The sequence below is a fragment of the Flavobacterium sp. TMP13 genome (assembly GCF_050847115.1).
GTDB lineage: Bacteria > Bacteroidota > Bacteroidia > Flavobacteriales > Flavobacteriaceae > Flavobacterium.
The window spans coordinates 1,542,259-1,566,074 of record NZ_CP193656.1; the positions used below are offsets into that span (position 1 = coordinate 1,542,259).

Annotated in this window: 19 protein-coding genes and 1 riboswitch; of the genes, 17 read left to right on the top strand and 2 right to left on the bottom strand. The window is 36.4% G+C overall.

Annotation, left to right across the window (positions count from 1 at the left end):
* The first annotated feature begins 17 nt into the window (after window positions 1–17).
* The 6 genes from thrA to ACRASX_RS06740 all read left to right on the top strand — a co-directional run bounded on the left by thrA (window position 18) and on the right by ACRASX_RS06740 (window position 6,758).
* Entirely contained in the window at window positions 18–2,432 is a 2,415-nt protein-coding gene (thrA, locus tag ACRASX_RS06715; RefSeq protein WP_432222850.1) for a bifunctional aspartate kinase/homoserine dehydrogenase I, read from the top strand.
* Between the two features lie 127 nt (window positions 2,433–2,559).
* Complete coding sequence (locus tag ACRASX_RS06720; RefSeq protein ID WP_432222851.1) at window positions 2,560–3,120, top strand: hypothetical protein; 561 nt, start codon at window positions 2,560–2,562, stop codon at window positions 3,118–3,120.
* A gap of 4 nt (window positions 3,121–3,124) precedes the next feature.
* The gene (locus ACRASX_RS06725) at window positions 3,125–4,498 is read left to right on the top strand and encodes an ankyrin repeat domain-containing protein (RefSeq protein ID WP_432222852.1); all 1,374 of its coding nucleotides are present in this window, start codon (window positions 3,125–3,127) and stop codon (window positions 4,496–4,498) included.
* A gap of 84 nt (window positions 4,499–4,582) precedes the next feature.
* Window positions 4,583–5,014 (top strand): OsmC family protein, encoded by a 432-nt coding sequence (locus tag ACRASX_RS06730; RefSeq protein WP_066313002.1) that lies wholly within the window; start codon window positions 4,583–4,585, stop codon window positions 5,012–5,014.
* Window positions 5,015–5,021: 7 nt separating this feature from the next.
* Entirely contained in the window at window positions 5,022–6,194 is a 1,173-nt protein-coding gene (locus ACRASX_RS06735; protein WP_066313005.1) for a trans-sulfuration enzyme family protein, read from the top strand.
* A 153-nt stretch (window positions 6,195–6,347) separates the two neighbouring features.
* On the top strand, window positions 6,348–6,758 hold the full coding sequence (locus ACRASX_RS06740) for an RrF2 family transcriptional regulator (protein ID WP_066313007.1): 411 nt from the start codon (window positions 6,348–6,350) through the stop codon (window positions 6,756–6,758).
* Window positions 6,759–6,800: 42 nt separating this feature from the next.
* Here the strand turns inward: ACRASX_RS06740 and ACRASX_RS06745 are convergent, their stop codons facing one another.
* Window positions 6,801–7,583, bottom strand: a complete 783-nt coding sequence (locus ACRASX_RS06745; protein ID WP_432222853.1) for a sulfite exporter TauE/SafE family protein — start codon at window positions 7,581–7,583, stop codon at window positions 6,801–6,803.
* 304 nt (window positions 7,584–7,887) lie between these two features.
* Here ACRASX_RS06745 and ACRASX_RS06750 point away from each other — a divergent pair, with 304 nt between their 5' ends.
* The 11 genes from ACRASX_RS06750 to ACRASX_RS06800 all read left to right on the top strand — a co-directional run bounded on the left by ACRASX_RS06750 (window position 7,888) and on the right by ACRASX_RS06800 (window position 22,723).
* On the top strand, window positions 7,888–8,589 hold the full coding sequence (locus tag ACRASX_RS06750) for a phosphoadenylyl-sulfate reductase (protein ID WP_432222854.1): 702 nt from the start codon (window positions 7,888–7,890) through the stop codon (window positions 8,587–8,589).
* Between the two features lie 96 nt (window positions 8,590–8,685).
* Complete coding sequence (cysD, locus tag ACRASX_RS06755; protein WP_066313017.1) at window positions 8,686–9,585, top strand: sulfate adenylyltransferase subunit CysD; 900 nt, start codon at window positions 8,686–8,688, stop codon at window positions 9,583–9,585.
* Window positions 9,586–9,672: 87 nt separating this feature from the next.
* The gene (locus ACRASX_RS06760; protein WP_432222855.1) at window positions 9,673–10,917 is read left to right on the top strand and encodes a sulfate adenylyltransferase subunit 1; all 1,245 of its coding nucleotides are present in this window, start codon (window positions 9,673–9,675) and stop codon (window positions 10,915–10,917) included.
* A gap of 96 nt (window positions 10,918–11,013) precedes the next feature.
* A complete protein-coding gene (locus tag ACRASX_RS06765; RefSeq protein WP_432222856.1) occupies window positions 11,014–13,104 on the top strand; it encodes a HEPN domain-containing protein in 2,091 nt (696 codons plus the stop codon).
* On the top strand, window positions 13,097–13,879 hold the full coding sequence (gene cobA, locus ACRASX_RS06770; protein WP_432222857.1) for a uroporphyrinogen-III C-methyltransferase: 783 nt from the start codon (window positions 13,097–13,099) through the stop codon (window positions 13,877–13,879). The genes ACRASX_RS06765 and cobA overlap by 8 nt, the downstream gene beginning before the upstream one ends.
* Window positions 13,876–14,481, top strand: coding sequence for a precorrin-2 dehydrogenase/sirohydrochlorin ferrochelatase family protein (locus tag ACRASX_RS06775; RefSeq protein WP_432222858.1), 606 nt, complete (start codon window positions 13,876–13,878; stop codon window positions 14,479–14,481). The genes cobA and ACRASX_RS06775 overlap by 4 nt, the downstream gene beginning before the upstream one ends.
* Before the next feature lie 98 nt (window positions 14,482–14,579).
* Window positions 14,580–15,632, top strand: a complete 1,053-nt coding sequence (locus ACRASX_RS06780; RefSeq protein WP_066313036.1) for an NAD(P)/FAD-dependent oxidoreductase — start codon at window positions 14,580–14,582, stop codon at window positions 15,630–15,632.
* A 166-nt stretch (window positions 15,633–15,798) separates the two neighbouring features.
* Window positions 15,799–15,913, top strand: a riboswitch (SAM riboswitch).
* Between the two features lie 301 nt (window positions 15,914–16,214).
* Window positions 16,215–17,216 carry a homocysteine S-methyltransferase family protein gene (locus ACRASX_RS06785; RefSeq protein WP_066313039.1) on the top strand — a complete coding sequence of 334 codons (1,002 nt, stop codon included), beginning with the start codon at window positions 16,215–16,217 and terminating at the stop codon, window positions 17,214–17,216.
* A 366-nt stretch (window positions 17,217–17,582) separates the two neighbouring features.
* On the top strand, window positions 17,583–20,264 hold the full coding sequence (gene metH, locus ACRASX_RS06790; protein ID WP_082706676.1) for a methionine synthase: 2,682 nt from the start codon (window positions 17,583–17,585) through the stop codon (window positions 20,262–20,264).
* 104 nt (window positions 20,265–20,368) lie between these two features.
* On the top strand, window positions 20,369–21,325 hold the full coding sequence (metF, locus tag ACRASX_RS06795) for a methylenetetrahydrofolate reductase [NAD(P)H] (protein WP_066313041.1): 957 nt from the start codon (window positions 20,369–20,371) through the stop codon (window positions 21,323–21,325).
* A 738-nt stretch (window positions 21,326–22,063) separates the two neighbouring features.
* Window positions 22,064–22,723, top strand: coding sequence for a hypothetical protein (locus ACRASX_RS06800; RefSeq protein WP_432222859.1), 660 nt, complete (start codon window positions 22,064–22,066; stop codon window positions 22,721–22,723).
* A gap of 15 nt (window positions 22,724–22,738) precedes the next feature.
* Here the strand turns inward: ACRASX_RS06800 and gldA are convergent, their stop codons facing one another.
* Complete coding sequence (gene gldA, locus ACRASX_RS06805; protein ID WP_432222860.1) at window positions 22,739–23,635, bottom strand: gliding motility-associated ABC transporter ATP-binding subunit GldA; 897 nt, start codon at window positions 23,633–23,635, stop codon at window positions 22,739–22,741.
* Between the last annotated feature and the right edge of the window lie 181 nt (window positions 23,636–23,816).

The window sequence follows — 23,816 nt, forward strand, 5'->3', positions numbered from 1 at the left end:
AAAAACCATACAATACAATGAAAATATTAAAATTTGGAGGTAGGTCATTATCAAATGGAGAAGGCCTTCAGAAGGTAATTTCGATTATAACTGATAAAGTAAACAACGGAGAGCAAATTGCTGTAGTAGTTTCGGCAAGAGGAAAAGCAACCGATGAATTGGAAGAAATTCTAGAAGTTGCTGCAAAGAATGGCGATTACAAAATACTTTTAGAGCAATTTAAAAAATACCAATTAGCAGATTTTTTAAATATTGATTTTTCGGAGGAATTTCAAGTTTTAGATAAATTATTTGAAGGAGTTAGTTTGATCGGTGATTATAGCACTAAAATTAAAGATCAAATTTTATCAAAGGGAGAAATTCTTGCGGCTAAATTGTTGACTGCTGTTTTAAAAGAAAAAGGAATTAACGCTCGTTTTACTGATTCGAGAGAGTTGTTAAAAACGGACTCCAAGTTTGGTGACGCGCAACCTTTGGAACAATTGTCAAAGAAAAATGTGATTCATTATTTTAAAGAAAACAATGGATCGACAGTAAATATTGTTACCGGTTTTATTGGTTCGAACAACAATAATGACACGACTACTTTAGGAAGAAATGGCAGTAATTATACAGCGTCGTTATTGGCGAATTATTTAGATGCCGAAGAATTACAAAACTTTACGCACGTAGATGGAATCTATACGGCAAATCCTGATTTGGTAGGCGACGCCAAAAAAATTGATCATTTGTCTTTTAATGAAGCGAATGAGTTGGCTAATTTTGGTGCAACAATTTTGCACGCTAAAACGATTATTCCATTATTGGAAAAAAATATTCCACTTCGAATTTTAAATACCTTCAATCACGAAAACCAAGGCACTTTAATCACATCGGATTCGACTCAAGAAGGAATTAAAACCCTTTCTGTTTTAGAGAATGTGTCTTTGGTGAATTTGGAAGGTCGCGGATTATTGGGTAAAACGGGAGTCGATGCTCGAATTTTCAGAGTAATGGGCGATAATGATATTAGTGTGAGCATTATTTCGCAAGGTTCTTCAGAAAGAGGAATTGGTTTGGTAGTTGCAGCAGACAAAGCAACTACGGCGATGATTGAATTGGAAAAAGAGTTTGAAAATGACTTTTATTCTAAAGATGTCAATCGCATTTCGGTGACCGATGATGTGTCGGTAATTTCGATAATTGGTCAAGATTTAAGTACTTTTCACAAACCATACACGGCATTGATCAAGAATAAGATTATTCCAATTTTATTCAACAATACGGTAACGGGTAAAAACGTGAGTTTAGTTGTAAAAAAATCGGAATTAAACAAAGCGTTAAATGTTATTCACGGAGAGATTTTTGGAGTTTCAAAAAAGATAAATATTGCTGTTTTTGGCCACGGATTAGTAGGTGGAACATTAATTGATCAAATTTTAGCTTCGGCCAAAGCCATTGAAAAAAGAAAGGGAATTAAACTGAATGTTTTTGCAATTGCGAATTCTAGAAAAGTTCTTTTTAATAAAAATGGAGTAGGAACAGATTGGAAAAAAGATTTGGAAAACGAAGGGGTTGCTTATACAATTGATGAGGTAATTGCGTACGCGAATGCCAATCATCTTGAAAACTTAATTGCAGTGGACAACACGGCAAGTAAAGACTTTGTTCAAAATTATATCTCGCTAGCAGAAAGCAGTTTCGACTTAATTTCTTCGAATAAAGTAGCCAATACATTGAGTTATGGCTTTTACAAAGAATTGAGAAAGGTTTTAGAAGAAAATCAAAAAAACTATTTATACGAAACTAATGTAGGTGCTGGTTTACCACTTATTGATACCATAAAATTACTGCACCTTTCGGGTGAAAATATAACGAAGATAAAAGGTGTTTTTTCGGGGACGTTGAGTTATTTGTTTAATAAATTCTCTGCCAATAATGAGCCTTTCAGCGCTGTTTTGAAAGAAGCAATTGACAATGGATATACAGAACCAGACCCGCGTGAAGATTTATGCGGAAATGATGTAGGTCGCAAATTATTGATTTTGGCTAGAGAATTGGATTTGCAAAATGAATTTGAAGAGGTAAACATTCAGAACTTAATTCCAGAGCATTTACGTGAAGGAAATGTTGCTGATTTCTTGACTAAATTAAAAGAATTCGATCCTATTTATGATAAAATAAAAGCCGATCAAAAACCAAATCATGTGTTGCGATATATTGGTGAATTGTCGGGAGATTTGCAACATGACAAAGGAGTTCTGGAAGTTAAATTGGTTTCGGTGCCAAGCGATACGGCATTGGGGGGTCTTAAAGGATCTGATTCTTTCTTCGAAATTTACACCGAATCGTATGGCGATCGCCCAATTGTAATTCAAGGAGCAGGAGCAGGATCGGCAGTTACTGCAAGAGGTGTATTTGGCGATATTTTGAGATTGTCGGATAAAGGATAGTAATGGTCTTTCGAAAGAAAATAAAATTAGTTAAGATGAAAACAATACAGCAATTCTTAAGATATCGGGTACGCATTTTAAAATAGTAAAATCTTTATTTTCTTTAAAAATTAAAAAAACTCAAACCATGAAGCAAATTATAATTTTATTGTTGTTTTCGAATGTGATGTTGGCTCAGATTTCAAACGTGCACAGAAATAAAGAAAGCTACACGCAAGATGTGTTTCCTTATAAAGGGGTGAGAGCAATTCAAATTGATGAAGTCAACTTTGTAGATAAAGAAGATAATGTTTTTATTTTTTCGAAAATAGAGAAAAATGCTAATCCTGATAAAATGTATTTTCAGCGATTTACAAAGGATCAAAACGGTTGGATTTTAAAATCCTTTGTGGAAATTAGTTATGATGGCATAATTTCTTCATGGGGAAGCAGAAAGGCATTTGCAGATTATGATGGTGATCAAAGTGTCGATGCGCTTTTTATTTACGGTTTGTATGATGCAAACTTTATACAAAAATCAGTGCATTTAATTTATTCTTCAAATGAGCAATTCTATACTATCGAAGCTTCTGTTTCAGATGGCTTCAAAAAAGATAAATTTTCAGCTAATTTTAATAATTTGGATAGCCGCTCGAAAAAACAAATCTTGGAGTATTGGAATAATTTAGATAAAGTAGACCAATCATAATCTGATGAAAACAATAGTTAACTATCTCTTTTTAATAAGCGTCGCTTGTCTTTTATGGCAGTGTAAGTCAGAAAATAAAGAGGAAAATAAAGGTGAATCTAAAGCTAAAATTATTTTTGAAACTGCATCAGATCAAATGATCGACGCTATTGTAAAAGATGATGTTAAAAGAGTGACTTTATATCTTGATCAAGGCGAAAGCGTGGATGGCAGAGCTAAGGGGTATTGGAGAGGTGGCAGGCAAGAAGGTGAAAATGATAAATCTGATCAGGATTGGACCCTTTTAATGTTAGCGATTTATAACAATAACGCCAACATTGCCCAATTGCTTTTGGATCGAAAAGCTGCTGTTAATTTAGTAAATGCAGCGGGACACAGTGCATTGTTTATCGCGTGTGCCAACAGAAGCGAAGAAATGGCTTTATTGCTATTAAAAAACAATGCCGACGTAAAAAATTCGGGTTCTGATATAAGTGGAATGTCGGCATTGCAATGGGCGCTCGCTTATGAGTGGAATGAGGTAGCGCTAAAAATGATTCGATTGGATGCTAATGTAAATTCGAGTTCTTCAGAGACGGGACATACGGTTTTGTTAGAAGCGTTGTCTGGAGATAGTATACAGGCTGAAGTGGTTCATTTAATCATCGATTCAGGTGCAGCAGTTAATAAAGTCAACTCAAAATACAAAACGACACCGCTGATGTTGGCTTGCCAGCGCAATGATATTGTCAGTGTTAAAAAAATAATTGCTCAAAAAGTAGATGTCAATGTAGAAGATGAAAATGGCAGTACTGCTTTGTGTTATGCATCCAGAAATGATGCCGATGATTTGATTGTTTTAAAATTTTTAGTTGCCAATGGAGCAAACGTAAATATTAAAAATTCCTACGGAAGAAATGCATTGATAGAAGCGGTGAGTAGTAAGAGTATAAAAAAAGCCAAATATCTAATAGACAAAGGCGCAGAAATCAATAGAAAAAGTGACGGTTTTGGTGGTGTAAATGCAATTGGTGACGCGGTTTCAAATGGCGATTTGGAGATGGTTAAACTTTTAATAGAAAGTGGTGCAGACGTTACAAGTGAATCTAGTAATGACGAAACAGTATTGTTGAGAGCAATTGTGAGTGAGGGTAGTAGTGAACCCATTGTGAGGTTGCTGATTGCTAATAATGCTGATGTAAATAGTGCAAATAATGACAAACACACGCCTTTAATGAAGGCTGCACAATACAATATGTATAGCGTTTGTAAATTATTATTACAGGCAGGAGCTGTAAAAGAAGGCAAGGACTTTTTTGGTAAAACGGCCAAAGATTATGCTGAAGAAACTGCCAGTAGAACTGGAGACAATGCTATTTTGTCGCTTTTGAATAATTAGATGGAGCGTAAACTGAATGCTGGTTAAAATTGGCCTTCAAAGATTCTTATAAATTCAATTTTTAGTAATACAAAAAACATAAAAATGAAAATTACATTAAATAGAGTAAACGATGATTACCATTTTCGATTGAAAAATGAACGTGGACATGTGGTAGATGTTGATAACCGTTCTGAATTTGGAGGACACGATTTAGGTGCGAGTCCTATGGAGTTGGTTTTGATGGGCGTGGCAGGATGCAGTGCTATTGATATGATTTCTATTTTGAAGAAGCAGCGTCAAGAAATTACGTCTTTTAATGCAGAAGTGGAAGGACTTAGAGTACAGGTGGACGAAGCAAAACCTTTTAAGGAAATTGCAGTAGTCTTTGTATTAGAAGGAAATATTGCAGTAGACAAAGCAGCACGAGCAGCACAACTTTCTTTTGAGAAATACTGCTCAGTTTCTAAAACTTTGGAGCCCACTGCAACGGTAACGTATAAAGTAATTTTAAACGGAGAAGAATTAGCTAAATAATAATAAAATGGAAGAACAAGATTTTGGTTTTGAAACCCAAGCCATCCGCACACATTTAGAAAGATCACAATTTCAAGAACATTCGACACCTTTGTATTTATCGTCAAGCTTCGTATTTGAAGACGCGGAGGATATGAGAGCTTCGTTTTCTGAAGAAAAAGACAGGAATATATATTCGAGATTTAGCAATCCAAATACCACAGAATTTGTAGATAAGGTTTGCGCTATGGAAGGTGCTGAAGCCGGTTTTGCATTTGCGACCGGAATGGCAGCAATTTACTCCACATTCGCAGCCTTACTTGTTTCGGGTGATCATATTGTTTCTGCCGGAAGTATCTTCGGTTCGACTCATAGTTTGTTTATGAATTATTTTCCAAAATGGCACATTACTACTTCGTACTTTGATATTAATAAGCCAGAAACGATTGAAAGTTTAATAAAACCAGAGACAAAAATTTTATACGCCGAAACGCCTACCAATCCAGGAGTTGACGTAGTAGATATGGAGTTATTAGGTCAAATTGCTAAAAAGCATAATTTGATTTTAATTATCGACAACTGTTTTGCAACACCTTACATTCAACAGCCAATAAAATACGGAGCACATTTAGTAATCCATTCGGCGACTAAGTTAATGGACGGTCAAGGTCGTGTTTTGGGCGGAGTAACGGTTGGAGAATCAGAATTGATTCGTAAAATATTTCTGTTTTCAAGAAATACGGGACCGGCAATGTCACCTTTTAATGCTTGGGTTTTATCCAAAAGTTTAGAGACTTTAGCCGTACGCGTCGACAGGCATTGCGAAAATGCGATGATCGTTGCAGAGTTTTTAGAAGCACATCCGAATGTTAATACGGTTAAATATCCATTTCTGAAATCGCATCCAAAATATGAAATTGCCAAAAAACAAATGCTTTTAGGCGGAAATATAATTGCTTTCGAAATTAAAGGCGGAATTGAAGCAGGGCGTAAATTTTTAGATAAAATAAAAATGTGTTCGCTTTCTGCTAATATTGGAGATGTAAAAACAATAGTTACACATCCTGCATCAACGACACACAGTAAATTATCTGTAGAAGAAAAGTTAGCAGTCGGAATTTCTGAAGGTTTAGTGCGTGTTTCTGTTGGTTTAGAAACGGTAAAAGATGTAATTGCCGATTTAAATCAGGCGCTTTCGTAAAGATTAAACGATTTTGGGATAACGGTTTTTGTTTGTGGAGTTACTCGTAGTGTTTTTTAAAAGCTACGGTTGTTCTAAAAACAGAAATCGTTATTTTTTTGTTTTAAATCAATCTAAAAATAGTAGTTTTGATTCGTAAATCAAAGAGTAAAAATGCTTTCAAAAAAGACAAAATACGGAATAAAAGCGTTGACGTACTTGGCTCGCCGAGAAGATCAAACACCTGTAGCTATTGCAGATATTGCAAAGAGCGAGAATATTTCGATTAAATTTTTGGAAAGTATATTGTTGTTACTGCGCAATTCTGGTTTTTTAGGAGCTAAAAAGGGCAAAGGTGGTGGCTATTATTTAATTAAAGATCCTGCAGAAATAAGTATGGCAAAGGTATACCGCATACTTGAAGGTCCGATTGCTTTACTGCCGTGTGCTAGCCACAATTTTTACGAAAAATGTGATGATTGCAAAGATGAATCTAGTTGTGCTGCGCGCCGTTTAATGATGCAAGTTCGTGACAATACGCTTAAAATTCTAGAAAGTAATTCACTTGCCGATATCGCGTTTTAAGCAGTTTGTTTTTTTTATATTTGGGAAGCTAGTTCAATATGTTTAAAAAACCAGTTTATAACCGACCATAAATAACATTACAGCAATAGCGTTTCGTAAAAATGAATCAGGAACTTTTCCGCTTAACATACTTCCCACATAAATACCAGGTAGCGATCCAATTAATAGTTGACCTAGTAGACCTAAATCCAAATTTCCCATAGTGGCGTGCCCTAAACCAGCAACCAAAGTCAAAGGAACTGCGTGCGCAATTTCTGTTCCAACCAATTTTGGAGTTGGCAAGAGGGGATATAAAAAGAACAAAGTGACAGTTCCTAAAGCACCAGCACCAATCGAGGTAAGTGTTACTACGGCACCTAGCATCACTCCAATTGCTATAGTCAATAGATTTTGAGTATTACTTTCGTGAAGAAATTTATCACCGGCATGTTTCTGAGATAAAACCAATAATTTCTTTTTGAACAGAACTGCGATCGAAGTGAAGAGTAATGCCCAACCTAAACTGTATCGTATAATGGCATTCATTGCAGTGATGTCTGCTGTACAATTATCTAAGATCCACAAAGTAAGTAATGCGGCAGGAACACTTCCTAAAGAAAGCCAACCTGTAATTTTCCAGTTGATGTTTCGTTTTCGATGATGCACAACCACTCCACCCATTTTAGTGAAAGCCGCATATAATAAATCGGTTCCAACTGCCGTAGTTGGAGGAATTCCAAACCAAAGTAAAATAGGAGTCATTAATGAACCACCACCAACGCCAGTCATTCCTACTACAAATCCAACGAATAAACCAGCTACTACAAGTCCAATATGAAAGTCCATAATTAAAAATTTTTGACAAAAGTAAAACGTAATTAGTTATAATCCTATCGATTTAGTCGAGTTAAGATTTTTATTTTTGACGAGTTAATTTTAAGTAGTTGTAATAGAGCGGTTTGAAATTAATTATAATCAGTGCTTACTTCTGTTTTATCCGGTTTATAGCTTTTTATAACGAATTTTAATTCAATTGTTAGATGCTGCTAAAAACAATAGATATTGTTTTGAATTTTAGAATTTATTACTATTTTTGCAGAGTAATCTAGTAAACCGATAGGGTAATAGGTTTTAAAAAAATTAGAAATAAATGAATACATCGATAGTAGCTCCTTTATTAGAAAGAACAAAAAATTTTTCGTTAGAAGAGACGTTAACATTTCTAGCAACAGCCTATCCTGGTAAAGTTGTTTTTTCGACTTCATTTGGACAAGAAGATCAAGTAATTACAGATTATATTTTTAGAAATAATAATGCAATTACAGTTTTTACATTAGATACGGGGCGCTTGTTTCAAGAGACGTACGATGTATTTCATAAAACGATTAAAAAGTACAAAAAGCAAATTGCTGTTTGTTTTCCAGAAGCTGCAGCAGTCGAAAATTTATTGCAGACCAAAGGACCAAACAGTTTTTACGAATCGGTTGAAAACAGAAAAGAATGTTGCTTCATTCGTAAAGTTGCTCCTCTTAGAAAAGCTTTAGCGGGAAACGAGGTTTGGATTACGGGTTTACGAGCAGAGCAATCGGAAAACCGTCAAAATTTAGATTTATTTGAATACGATAATCACTTTAAAATAATCAAATTTAATCCATTGTTAAAATGGAGTTTGCAAGAAGTGGAAAATTATTTAATCGAAAACAATGTTCCGCAAAACACATTGCATAAAAAAGGCTTCGTAAGTATTGGTTGTGCGCCTTGTACCAGAGCAATAATGCCAGACGAAGACATAAGAGCTGGAAGATGGTGGTGGGAATCTAGTCATAAAGAATGTGGCTTGCATCAGAAATAAGTAATACTAAAGAAAAAAAATAAAGAGAAAAGAGCAAAAGATTGTCCAGTAATGCATCTTTTAATCATTCAATTATTTACTATTTAAATTAAAAAAATGAGTTCAATATTAAAAACAAATGCGTTAGAAGCAGAAGCGATATATATATTTAGAGAAGTAGTTTCTCAATTTGAAAAACCAGTACTACTTTTCTCAGGAGGAAAAGATTCGATAACGTTAGTTCGTTTGGCTCAAAAAGCATTTTTTCCTGCAAAGATTCCGTTTCCTTTATTGCATGTTGATACAGGACATAATTTCCCTGAAACCATTGTTTTTAGAGATAAATTAGTAGAAGAATTGGGGCTGGAGTTGATTGTAAGAAATGTACAAGATGCTATCGATACCGGTAAAGTAATTGAGGAGTCGGGTAAATATTCTAGTCGAAATAGCCTGCAAACCACTACACTTTTAGACGCGATTGAAGAATTTAAATTTGATGCTTGTATTGGTGGCGCGCGTCGTGACGAAGAAAAAGCCAGAGCTAAGGAACGAATTTTTTCAGTTCGCGATGATTTCGGTCAGTGGGATGAGAAAAACCAACGTCCAGAACTGTTTGATATTTTAAATGGTAAAATTGAAAATGGACAAAACGTTCGGGTGTTCCCAATTTCAAACTGGACTGAATTGGATGTTTGGAGTTATATCGAACAAGAACACATCGAAATTCCATCCATTTACTTTTCGCACAAGCGTAAAGTTTTCTTAAGAGACGGCTTAATCTGGTCACATTCTCCTTATGTATATCAAGAAGAAGACGAGCAAATTGTAGAAAAAATTGTTCGTTTTAGAACAGTTGGTGATATGAGTTGTACTGCTGCAGTAGAATCTTACGCCGAAACAATTGCTGAGGTAGTAGGGGAAATTAGAGAGTCTACTATTTCTGAAAGAGGTGCTCGTATCGACGACAAACGTTCGGAAGCTGCGATGGAGAAAAGAAAACAACAAGGATATTTTTAAGAAGTAAGTCATAAGGAGTAAGTCGTTGACTGATCCCCTTTAATACTTAAGCCTTAATACTTAAACCTTAATACTTATAAAATAAAAATGGAAGTTTTAAAAATAGCAACAGCAGGAAGTGTAGATGACGGAAAGAGTACTTTAATCGGACGTTTATTATACGATACCAAATCATTGACTACCGATAAATTGGAGGCAATTGAAAAAAGCAGCAAGCAAAAAGGATATGATTATTTAGATTTTTCGTTAGCAACCGATGGTTTAGTTGCCGAGAGAGAACAAGGAATTACTATTGATGTGGCGCATATTTATTTTTCGACTGCGAAAAAGAGTTACATAATTGCCGATACGCCAGGTCACGTAGAATATACCAGAAACATGGTTACTGGAGCATCGACTTCGCAAGTTTCAATTATTTTAATTGATGCTAGAAAAGGAGTAATCGAGCAAACCTACCGTCACTTTTTTATCAACAATTTATTGCGAGTTAAAGAGGTAATTGTAGCCATTAACAAAATGGACTTAGTTGATTACTCAGAAGAGATATACAATAAAATCAAAGCGGACTTTGAAACGCTAAATGCTAAAAGTTCATTTAAAGAACAAAACGTAAGTTATATTCCCATTTCTGCATTAACAGGTGGAAATGTAGCACAACGTGCTGCCGAAATGCCGTGGTATGATGGGCAAAGTGTATTAGAGCATTTAGAAGGTTTAGAGCCTGCTGATGTTTACGAAGCCGAACAAGCCCGTTTTCCGGTGCAAACCGTTATTCGGCCAAAAACCCAACAATACCATGATTTTAGAGGATATGCGGGTAAATTATATGGTAGCGCTTTAAAAGTTGGAGATGCTGTAACGGTTTTGCCATCTTTGACAGAGTCTAAAATTTCTAAAATTCACTTTTTTGATAAAGAGTTTAATGAAGCGCCTGCTGGATCTTCTATTACCATTGAGCTAGAAAATGACATTAATGTGACCCGTGGAGATATGATTGTAAAATCGGCAGAACTTCCCAAAATAGAAAAAGAAATCAACACTACTATTTGTTGGATGGATTCGAAGAAGTTGGTGGCTGGAACAAAGTATTTAATTCAGCACAACACCAATCGCATATTAGCTAAAGTCGACCGCGTTAAAAATGTAGTAGCGACCGATTATTCAGGTACAAAAGAGGCTGACCAATTAGCGATCAATGAGATAGGCGAAGTAAGTATTAAATTAAGTAAAGCTATTTATTTTGATGCTTACAACAGTAATAAATCAAACGGTGCATTTATTTTAATAGACACTAATACCAACACCACTGCAGGAGTTGGGTTTATAAATTAAATTTTAGCATTTGGCTTTTAGCCTTATAAGTAGTACGATAAAATATAACAGTAAGCGCTAATAGCTAAAAGCTAGAAGCCAAAAGCAAAATAAAAAATGAAAACTTTTAGATCAGAAATTGAAAATCCAGTAGTTCAAAAAGAAATCATTGAATTAGAGAAAAGAATTCATGCATTTCGTGGCGGAACAATGGATGGCGAGCGTTTTCGTAGCCTTCGTTTGGCACGTGGTATTTACGGACAACGTCAAGAGGGTGTACAAATGATTCGTATTAAGTTGCCTTACGGGAAAGTAACGAGTGAGCAATTAAGCAGAATTATTGCTGTGTCTAACGAATATTCTACCGGACGTTTGCACATTACAACCCGACAAGACATACAAATTCACTTTGTTAGTTTAGACCGAACGCCTGAACTATGGTCGCAATTGGCTAAAGACGATATTACATTAAGAGAAGCTTGTGGAAATACGGTACGAAATATTACTGCTAGTGAATTAGCGGGAGTTGATGTTAATGAACCTTTTGATGTCACGCCTTATGCACATGGAATGTTTCAGTATTTATTGAGAAATCCAATTTGTCAAGAAATGGGACGTAAATTTAAAATTTCGTTTTCTTCTTCTGATGAAGATACTGCATTGAGTTATTTGCACGATTTTGGACTAATTGCAAAAATTGTTGATGGAGTTCACGGATTTAAAGCGGTTATTGGTGGTGGTTTAGGATCTCAACCTGCGCATGCAGAATTGCTGAGCGAATTTATTCCAGCCAATCAAATTGTCCCAACTGTTGAGGGAATCATTCGAGTTTTTGATCGTCACGGCGAACGTACCAAAAGAATGAAAGCGCGTATGAAATTCTTAATTAAAGATTTAGGAAGAGATGCGTTTTTAGAATTGGTTGAAAAAGAGAAAAAAGCAATTGCTTTTGAAACCTATGAAATTGATTCTAGTGGCTACAATGGTGCGATTCCAGAAACACTATTGGAAGTGCCAAAAGTTACAGTCGAAGATACTACTGCTTATGAAGCTTGGAGAGAATCGAACGTTATTGCGCAGAAACAAAAAGGCTATTATGCTATTGGAATAAAAGTATTGTTAGGTGATTTTTATACGGATAAAGCACAAATTTTAGCAGACTTAATTAAAAATTATGGAGCTAATGAGTTGCGTTTTTCACTGCGTCAAAATATTGTTTTACGTAATATAAAAGAAGAAAACTTACCGTTCTTTTATCAAGAATTAGCCAAATTAGATATGGTGGCTTTGGGTTACAATTCAACTGCTGATATTACAGCTTGTCCAGGAACCGATACGTGTAATTTAGGAATTGCAAGTAGTACCGGAATCGCAGCGGAATTAGAGAAAGTAATTCATGCAGAATACCCACAATATCTTAAAAATAATGAGATAGAAATTAAAATTAGTGGTTGTATGAACGCTTGTGGACAACACAATATGTCTGCCATTGGTTTTCAAGGAATGTCTATTAACGCAGGTAAATTAGTAGCGCCGGCGTTGCAAGTTTTATTAGGAGGTGGACGCTTAGGTAACGGTCAAGGTCGTTTTGCAGATAAAGTAATTAAAATTCCGAGTAAAAGAGGACCAGAAGCGTTGCGTACTGTTTTAAATGATTTTAATGCCCACGCTAACGGACGATCATTTTTAAATTACTACGATGAAAAAGGGGAGAAATATTTCTACGAAATTTTAAAACCACTTGCTGATGTAACTAATCTTGCTGAAGCCGATTATATCGATTGGGGAAATGCAGACAACTATGTAAAAGCAGTTGGTGTAGGAGAATGTGCGGGTGTTGTAATTGATTTAGTGGCTACTTTATTGCTAGAAGCCAAAGACAAACTAACGAATGCAAAAGAATCTCTAGAAGAAAATAAATATGCAGATGCCATTTACCATGCTTATGCTGGTTTTGTAAATGGAGCAAAAGCATTATTAATTTCAGAGGATCAAAAAACAAACACACATTTTGGTATCATTGAATCTTTTGATAAAGTGTTTGTAGCAACAGGGAAAGTGGATTTTAAAACTTCTTTCAGTGCTACTGTTTACCAAATCAACTCAAGTGAGCCAACCCAAGAATTTGCCATACAATACCTTAACGAAGCCATAGCGTTTTTTAATACAATTGAAGCTTTTAGAGCTCAAGAACTAGCCAATGTTTAAAAGAAACCCCAAAGTAACTTTAGTAGGAGCAGGTCCGGGTGATCCCGAATTGTTAACTGTAAAAGGAGCAAAAGCACTAGCCGAAGCCAATGTAGTTTTGTACGATGCTTTAGCGTGTGAAGCTATTTTAGATTACGCTCCAAAAAATGCAATCAAAATTTTTGTTGGAAAAAGAATTGGTAATCATTCCTATACGCAAGACCAAATCAATCAATTAATTGTTGACAATGCTTTGACTTATGGTAATGTGGTTCGCTTAAAAGGTGGTGATCCATTTGTGTTTGGAAGAGGAAGTGAAGAAATTGACTTTATCGCAAGTTTCGGAATAGAAACGGCGGTTATACCAGGAATCTCTTCGGTTATTGCCGTACCAGCTTCACAAGGAATATCCATTACCAAAAGAGGAGTTTCTGAAAGTTTTTGGGCCATAACAGGTACAACTTCCGACAGAAAATTATCAAACGATGTCGCTTTAGCAGCAAAATCATCAGCTACCGTTGTCATTTTAATGGGAATGAGTAAATTGCCACAAATTATTTCTTTGTTTCAAAAAGAAGGAAAAGGCAATCAAGCCGTTGCTATTATTCAAAACGGTACCACACCTCAAGAAAAAGTTGGAACAGGTACGATAGATACGATTACTGAAATTGTAAAAGAACAAAAATTGGGTTCTCCAGCAATTATAATAATTGGAGAAGTAGTACGAGAAAGCACCAAATTAAAAGGAATTTATCAAGAATTCGCCGCTAATAAATACAGTTTACAAGCACGATGAACACAGTAACAACAAGCAATTTAGAACGAAACGAATTGTATCCCGTTTTTTTAAAACTTCATAATCTGAATGTTTTAATTGTAGGCGGAGGAAATGTGGGTTTAGAAAAATTGTTTTTCATGTTAAAGTCAAGTCCTAATGCTAATGTAGAGGTGGTGGCTCCTTTTTTCTTGCCAGAATTGGTAGAATTAGCCGCTAAACATCCAACAGTTTCTTTGACAAACTTGAAGTATAAAAAGCAAATGTTAAAAAAAAGGCATTTGGTTATTGCTTGTACCGACAAAATAAAAGTGAACGAGAAAATTTTTAAGCAAGCTAGAAAGAGATATTTAATGTGCAATATCGCAGATACACCTGATTTTTGCGATTATTATTTGGGAGGAATAGTGACCAAAGGGCATGTAAAAGTTGCTATTTCAACTAACGGTAAATCGCCTACAACTGCCAAAAGACTTCGCGAATTTTTTGAAGAAATTATTCCAGAAGATATCAATGAAATGGTTCAAAATTTAAATGAATACCGTAAAACGTTAAAGGGCGATTTTGAAGACAAAGTAAAGAAGATGAACGAAATAACGTTGGCATTAAAAAACAAAGAATAAAACAATCTTACAAAGAAGATATTGATAATTGTCATTGCACACTTTTGCTTTTATTTGTTTCTTTGTAGTTATTAAGAATTATTATAAATAATTACACAATGATTAAGACAGACATACTCATAATCGGAGCCGGACCCACTGGCTTATTTGCAGTGTTCGAAGCAGGTTTATTAAAATTAAAATGCCATATATTAGATGCTCTCCCACAAGCGGGTGGTCAACTATCAGAATTGTATCCTAAGAAGCCTATTTACGATATTCCGGGTTTTCCAGAAGTGTTAGCAGGTGATTTAGTAGACGGATTAATGGAGCAAATTAAGCAGTTCGAGCCCGGTTTTACATTAGGCGAACGTGCTGAAACCATTGCAAAACAAGAAGACGGTAGCTTTATTGTTACGACGAATAAAGGCAAGCAATTTAACGCTCCAGTTATTGCTATAGCAGGAGGTTTAGGAAGTTTTGAACCGCGCAAACCACTTATTGATGGAATTAATTTTTATGAAGATAAAGGAGTTAAATACTTTATTAAGAATCCAGAAAAATTTAGAGATAAAAAAGTTGTCATCGCTGGTGGAGGAGATTCTGCTTTAGACTGGAGCATCTTTTTGGCCGATATCGCTTCAGAAGTAACCTTGGTTCACCGAAGAAACGAATTTAGAGGCGCTTTAGATTCGGTTGATAAAGTACAAGAATTAAAAACAGCGGGTAAGATAAAATTAATCACTCCAGCTGAGGTTGTGGGTATTAATGGAGCGGAGCACATCGAATCTGTAGATTTAGATGAGAATGGCGCACACCGTAGTGTGGCATGCGATTACTTTATTCCACTTTTCGGGCTGACACCAAAATTAGGACCAATTGGAGATTGGGGATTAGAGATTGAAAAAAATGCCATCAAAGTAAACAATGCCTTGGATTACCAAACTAATATTCCGGGAATTTTTGCAATTGGAGATGTAAATACGTATCCAGGCAAATTGAAGTTGATTTTATGTGGTTTCCACGAAGCAACTTTAATGTGTCAAGCAGCGTATCAAATTATCAATCCTGGTAAAAAATACGTTTTAAAATATACAACCGTATCAGGCGTAGATGGTTTCGACGGAACGCGCAAAGAAGCACCAAAAGCAGTTGTAAAGGCAATTGTTTAAAAAAGAGAATAAGATAGTAAGGTTCTGAGTTGCTGAGTTTTTTACTTGCTAACTCAGGGCCTTTTCACTTAGTAGCTTGCTCCCTTAGATCCCTTGAAACTTTAAAGAAAAAATTTGCAAGTCGCAGGCCTATTGCTTACCTTTGCACTGTTCTTAATTTTATTGAAAGTTATCACGAAAGGCGGAGGGAAAGACCCGATGAAACCTTAGCAACCCTTTACTATAAAGAAGGTGCTACATTCTACTTTAAACTGGTACTCAGTACAAAAGATAGATAACATAAATACATCACGTATTCTTCAAAACTTTTCATGAAACTTTATCGATATAACAACAGTAAGCTGTAGTAGAAGCACTAACATTGGCGCTTTTTTAGCAACAAGGTTCCTGTTTTTCGCTGTATCTTTTTTGCTGAACCCCAGCAAAAAAGGATGCCGCTGCACCCAGGGCTAGAGGCTTACAATAGTGAATTTTTAGAAACAATCCATTTGGATGCAAATAGCTTTGCGCGGTAGCGTCTTAGCAAGAAATTGAATAAAAAAAAGGCAACGTGAGTTTACACTTTGCGAGAAATATAATAGTATGGCAACAATTCAAGAGGCGATAAAGGAAAGAATACTAGTGCTCGATGGAGCAATGGGAACGATGTTACAACGCTACAATTTTTCGGAAGAAGATTTTCGTGGCGAACAGTTCAAAGATTTTCCCTATTCTGTAAAAGGCAATAACGATTTACTATCGCTTACCCAACCGCAAGCGATAAAAGACGTGCACACTTTATATTTTGAAGCAGGCGCAGACATAATCGAAACAAATACATTTTCAAGTACAACAATTGGTATGGCCGATTACCATCTCGAAGATGCGGTTTACGAATTGAACTACCAATCGGCAAAAATCGCTAAAGAAGTAGCCCAAATTTTTACAGCAAAAGATCCATCAAAACCACGTTTTGTAGCAGGTTCAATTGGACCAACAAATCGTACGGCAAGTATGTCGCCCGATGTAAATGATCCCGGATACAGAGCCGTAACTTTTGATGATTTACGAATTGCCTACAAACAGCAAGTCGAAGCCCTGTTAGACGGTGGCTGTGACTTATTATTGGTAGAAACAATTTTTGATACTTTAAATGCCAAAGCAGCACTTTTTGCTATCGAACAAGTAAAAGAAGAACGCAATATCGATGTGCCAATCATGGTTTCAGGAACGATTACCGATGCATCCGGACGAACACTTTCGGGACAAACTGTAGAGGCATTTTTAACCTCTGTTTCGCATATTCCGCTATTGAGTGTTGGTTTCAATTGTGCTTTGGGAGCTGATTTGCTAAAACCGTATTTAAAAACACTATCGCAACGCACTTCTTTTAATGTTTCAGCGCATCCAAACGCAGGTTTGCCCAATGCTTTCGGTCAATACGACGAAACGCCAGAACAAACGCAAGCCTTTATTCGCGAATATTTAGAAGATGGTTTAGTAAATATTATTGGTGGTTGTTGCGGTACCACTCCAAATCACATCCGATTGATAGCAGAAGCTGCAGCAGAATATAAGCCGCGCGTTTCAACAGCGACGATGTAAATAAAAGATTAAAAGATTTTATAACCTTTTAAATAGTAAACATGTTGTCGTTTTTTTGTCAATCCGACAAATGAGAAATAGTCACAAGTGAATTGTCTATCGGAGATTCGTTCTTCGTCGGAAGCGCAAGATTATCGATTACTGTAATTTTAGAGAAATTACAATAATCGATTTAAATTACAAAACCGCGTGAGGGATAGTAGTGGAACTCTTTTTTGTTGGTTTTTTACCAAGAAAAAAAGTGGGAGCGAATAGCCCGACCCTTTAGGGACACGCCCAACTAATAAAATGAATTGCTTTGAAAAGAGCAAACAATATAAACTTAGAACCTAAGCAACTTAGTGTCTCAGTAATTCAAAAAAAGAAATGGCAGAAGTAGAAAAGAGAAGAAACCTTGTTTTATCGGGATTAGAACCGTTAATCATTACACCCGAAAGTGTTTTTGTTAATATTGGTGAACGGACCAATGTAACTGGTTCGCGAAAATTTCTTCGACTAATTAAAGAAGAGAAATTTGAAGAAGCATTGAGCATTGCCAAAGAGCAAGTGGAAGGTGGGGCGCAAATTATCGATATTAATATGGATGAAGGAATGCTCGATGGTGTTGAGGCAATGACCAAATTCTTAAATTTAATTGCTTCGGAGCCTGATATTTCGCGCGTGCCTATTATGATTGACAGTTCGAAATGGGAAATCATTGAAGCGGGATTGAAAGTGGTTCAAGGAAAAAGTGTCGTAAACTCTATTTCATTAAAGGAAGGAGAAGAAGCTTTTATTCATCATGCCAAATTGATAAAGCGCTACGGAGCTGCTGCGATTATTATGGCTTTTGATGAAGTAGGTCAAGCCGATAATTACGAACGACGCGTTGAAATTTGTCAGCGCTCGTATGATATTTTAGTCGATAAAGTAGGTTTTCCTCCGCAAGACATTATTTTCGATTTAAATATTTTTCCCGTAGCGACAGGAATGGACGAGCATCGCTTGAACGCTTTAGATTTCTTTAGAGGGACTAAGTGGGTTCGCGAAAATTTGCCACACGCACACATTAGTGGTGGAGTAAGTAACGTCTCATTTTCGTTTAGAGGAAATGATGCAGTTCGGGAAGCAATGCATTCGGTTTTTTTGTACCACGCCATTAAAAACGGAATGACAATGGGTATTGTTAACCCAGAGATGTTGACTATTTATGATGATATTCCGAAAGATTTATTAGAACATGTTGAAGATGTTATTTTAAACCGTCGCGACGATGCCACAGAACGTTTGTTGGATTTTGCTGAAAATGTAAAAGGAGATGTGAAAAGCAATGAGAAAGCAATTCAAGAATGGCGTTCTGGTTCTATTCAAGATCGAATTTCACATGCGTTGGTAAAAGGAATTGATCAATTTATTGTTGAAGATGTAGAGGAAGCGCGTTTAGCAGCAACCAAACCAATCGAAGTGATCGAAATTAATTTGATGACGGGAATGAACGTGGTGGGTGATTTATTTGGTAGCGGAAAAATGTTCCTGCCACAAGTAGTAAAATCAGCACGTGTAATGAAAAAGGCCGTAGCTTATTTGTTGCCATTTATCGAGGCAAGCAAGCAAGCAGGCGACAAGCAAGGAAACGGAAAAATATTAATGGCAACCGTAAAAGGTGATGTACATGATATTGGTAAAAATATAGTTGCGGTAGTTTTGGCGTGTAACAATTACGAGATTGTAGATCTTGGAGTAATGGTGCCTCCCGAAAAAATTATTGCAGCGGCTATTGAACACGAAGTCGATATTATTGGTCTGAGTGGTTTAATTACACCTTCGCTAGACGAAATGGTGTACGTAGCCAAAGAATTAGACAAACGCGGACTAAAAATCCCAGTAATGATTGGTGGAGCAACCACTTCGCGCGCGCACACTGCCGTGAAAATTGCACCTCAATACAGAGAAACGATCATTCACGTAAACGATGCGTCTAGAGCGGTAACGGTTGCTGGAAATTTATTGGATAAGAATAAAAAAGTCTATGCGAGCGATATTCGTGCGGAATACGATGCGTTTAGAGAAACGTTTTTAAGCCGTTCGAGAGATAAAAATTATCTAACAATCGAACAAGCGCGAAAAAACAAATTGCAATTGGATTGGGAGGCTTACGACTTTGTAAAGCCTAAAAAGATTGGTGCGCAAGTGGTCGACATTGAGTTGGATGTTTTGGTTCCCTATATCGACTGGACGCCGTTTTTTAGAACTTGGGAATTGCATGGCAAATATCCAGCAATTCTTACCGATGAGGTCGTTGGTGAGCAAGCGCAAGCGGTATTTAAAGATGCGCAGGAAATGTTAGACTTAATTTTGAAAGAAAAGAAATTTACCGCCAAAGGTATTTTTGGAATTTTCCCTGCCAATCAAGTTGATGACGATGACATTCAATTGTACGATGAAAACGGAAAAGCAATCGAAAAATTCTTAACGCTTCGCCAGCAATCACAAAAAACAAAAGGAGCACCAAACATTGCTTTGGCTGACTTTATTGCGCCAAAAGATTCTGGCAAAACCGATTATATGGGTGCATTCTGTGTAACCACCGGATTTGGAGTTGAGGAATGGGCTGATGAATTTCGTGCCAATTTAGACGACTACAACTCGATCATGGTTAAGTCACTAGCGGACCGTTTAGCAGAAGCTTTTGCCGAATACTTGCACGAAAAAGTACGTAAAGAATATTGGGGTTATGCGTCTGATGAAGTGTTAAGTACCGAAGCTTTAATTGAAGAAAACTATAAAGGTATTCGTCCTGCGCCTGGATATCCAGCTTGTCCAGACCATTTAGAAAAACCAACTATTTGGAAATTACTAAATGTAGAAGAGGCAATTGGAGTAACCTTGACCGAAAGTATGGCCATGTGGCCTTCTGCGGCAGTATCGGGTTATTATTTCGCAAACCCAGATAGTAAGTATTTCGGCTTAGGTAAAATGAAAGAAGATCAAATTGTAGACTATGCCAAGCGTCGCAGCACATCAACCGACAATGCGACCAAATGGTTGAGTCCTAATATAGCAGATTAATCCCCACCCCACCTCCCCAAAAGGGAGGAGTAGGAAATTAAGAATTTGTAATAATCCTGGTGCCCTCTCAGGAATGCCCCCTTAGGGGGTTAGAGGGATGACTTATGAAAGTAACCGAACACATAACCGAAGCCAAGGGGAAAACCTTATTCTCTTTTGAAATTATTCCGCCTCAAAAAGGTAAAAACATCCAAGAGTTGTACGACAACATCGATCCGTTGATGGAGTTTAAACCACCATTTATCGACGTGACTACTTCTCGCGAAGAGTATATTTATATCGATAAAGGCAACGGACTTTTAGATAAAAAGTTAACGCGGATGCGTCCGGGAACATTGGGAATTTGTGCTTCTATCAAGCATAAATACAATGTCGACACCGTTCCGCATTTACTTTGTGGTGGGTTTACCAAAGAAGAAACGGAATATATGTTGGTCGATTGCCATTATTTAGGGATCAATAACGTGATGGCGTTGCGTGGTGATGCCATGAAAGACGAGCAATCGTTTATTCCTAAAGCAGGTGGAAATTGTTTTGCCACTGATTTGGTGAAACAAATTGATGATTTGAACAAAGGAAGATATTTGCATGAAATGATGGATATCGATAATAAAGCAAACTTCTGTATTGGAGTAGCGGGTTATCCAGAGAAACATTTAGAGTCGCCTTCGTTGATTTCGGACTTAAAACGTCTGAAAGAAAAAGTAGATGCTGGTGCTGATTATGTAGTAACTCAGATGTTTTTTGACAATTCAAAATACTTTGAATTCGTAAATAAAGCGCGCGAAATTGGAATCACGATTCCAATTATTCCAGGAATTAAACCGATTGCCGTACACCGTCACTTGCAAGTTTTGCCACAAATTTTCCGTATTGATCTGCCTGAAGATTTAATCGATGCGGTGGAAAAATGCAAAAATAATGCAGACATCAGACAAGTCGGTATCGAATGGGCCATTCAACAATCGAAAGAATTAAAAGAAGCGGGAGTTCCTGTTTTACACTATTATTCAATGGGTAAATCAGAAAATATTCGTCAGATCGCCAGTACGATTTTTTAAACCAATTGCGGCATATCTACAAAAAAGGAACCTCTATTTGAAATAATTTTCGATGCAGGTTCCTTTTTTTATTATACTATCTTTCAGGAGCTAATCCGGCTGTCCACTGTATCTTTTTTGTCTTCAAAAAATACAAAAAAGGATGTCGCTCCCATCCGGGCTAGTAGAGTAGTAATTGTTCGCAATTTTATTTCACTAAGAAGTATAGTTTTACAAACATATTTCTTTACGGATACGATGCTAAAACAAAACCAATGCGATTTAGAAAACATTCTGTAAATGTTTAAAAATAAAGGACTTCTTTTTTTTCAAACCTTACCAACAACTATTAGTGGCTTATGTCAAAAATGGAATACAAGAATGATTAGAGCATAGTATCAGATGGCTCGTTTACTTACTGATTTTATACAGGAAAGTTCTTATTTTTGAATTATTAGTACCCACTATCTTGAATAATGTTTGCTTTACTTTAAAAGGGTAAAAAAATTAAACCAGAGTTTCGGAATAGCTAAAAAACTAAATCATATTGATCAATTTTTAATGCCACCAAAGCTGTATCAAGCGAAATACGCAATTTAACCTTCAATTTTGAACTGGAGAACTATCCAAAAAGACGTTCAAATTGTCAGTGAAGCGAAGACTTTTACCGCAAATAATAAAAGCAGCTATTAAAAAAGCCATTTGGGAGCGTCGCATTAAAATGTTATATTTGAATTTAATACCATAGATTTTCTCCAGATGAAACCCATTTATTATACTTTTTTAGCGGCGGCACTTGTACTTGTTTCTTGTAAAAACAATGCAGAAGAAACCTCAAAAGCAGATCCGAGATTAATTACTCCGTTTACCCAACAAACTACAGACGCGCTACAAACGCAAACTTCGCAAGAGCCCGCAGCACAACAACATAATTTATTTCACGAAACTTCAGCAACTGGAACGCCTTCGATGGCAGCAGGCATTAATCCTGCGCATGGACAACCCAATCACCGTTGCGACATTGCTGTTGGAGCACCATTAAATAGTCAAGCAAACGGAGCAACTACTGCAACGCAAGCGCAAACTACACAAGCGCAAACACAGCCGCAAATGCAAACAGTAATGCAAACAGCGAAAACTGCAAAAGGAATGAATCCGCCGCATGGCGAAAAAGGACATCGTTGCGACATTTCTGTTGGAGCACCTTTAAACTCCAAGGCCACTACAACAACTACAGCAGCTACACCCTCTACAGCTTCGGGAGAAGTTACCAATAGTTTTACCGTTCAGCCTCCTGTGCCAACATTATTATCGACTAGTTCTGCAAACACAGAAACTGCCGTTGGAATGAATCCGCCACACGGACAAGAGGGGCACCGTTGTGATGTTTCTGTTGGAGCACCATTGCCAAAAAGCTAGGTATACGAAAATTAATTATTTGGTCATTTCTCTAAAAACAGCTTCTAAGTTCTTGTTTTTAGTATTTAACTGTAATGTTTTTAATCCGTTTTCGGTTGCGAAATCAAAGATTGCAGAACGCATATCCTTATCTGATAAAAAAGTCAATTCCCAAGTCATATCATGGGTGTTTATGTAGGCGGTAATGTTTTCGATACGTGCAATTAATTGTTCTTCTATTTTATAATCAAATTCCACTTCAATCACTTGTTCTTTATCAGCAGATATTAAGTGTTCTAGTTTTTTATCAGCAACAATTTTTCCGTTATTGATAATAATGACACGATCGCAAATGGCTTCAACTTCTTGCATAATATGCGTAGAAAGAAAAACGGTTTTGTCTTTTCCCACGTTTTTAATCACATTTCTAATCTCAACCAGTTGGTTCGGATCTAAACCTGTTGTAGGCTCATCTAAAATTAAAACATCAGGATTGTGCAGCAACGCATTCGCTAAACCCACGCGCTGACGATATCCTTTAGACAATTGCCCAATTTTTTTGTGACTTTCTTTATTCAATCCCGTAAGAGTAAGTACTTCTTCAATACGCGATTTGGCAACTTTATAAACGTCGGCGTTAAACGATAAATACTCTCGTACATACAAATCTAAGTACAACGGATTGTGTTCGGGCAAATAGCCGATGGACAATTGTACATTTTTCGGATTGATTGTAACGTCAAATTCGTTAACAGTAGCCGTACCTGAATCTGCTTCTAAATACGTAGTTAAGATTTTCATCAAAGTTGACTTTCCCGCACCATTCGGACCTAGGAAACCTACAATTTCCCCTTTTTGTATGGAAAATGAAACAGAATCTAATGCTTTTTGTACGCCGTAACTTTTTGAAAGATTGTTTACTACTATTGACATAACGTAATTTATTTACAGGCAAAAGTACTCAGAAAAAACGATGTATTAAAAAGAATATTTTGTGCATTACCAAGATTTTGTAATGCACAAATTGTCGACTATTGAGAATATCGGTAACACGAATAGCATTTTTGTCATGGGAGAAATTAAACACAGCACCGCGTTGCCATTTGAAGTATAA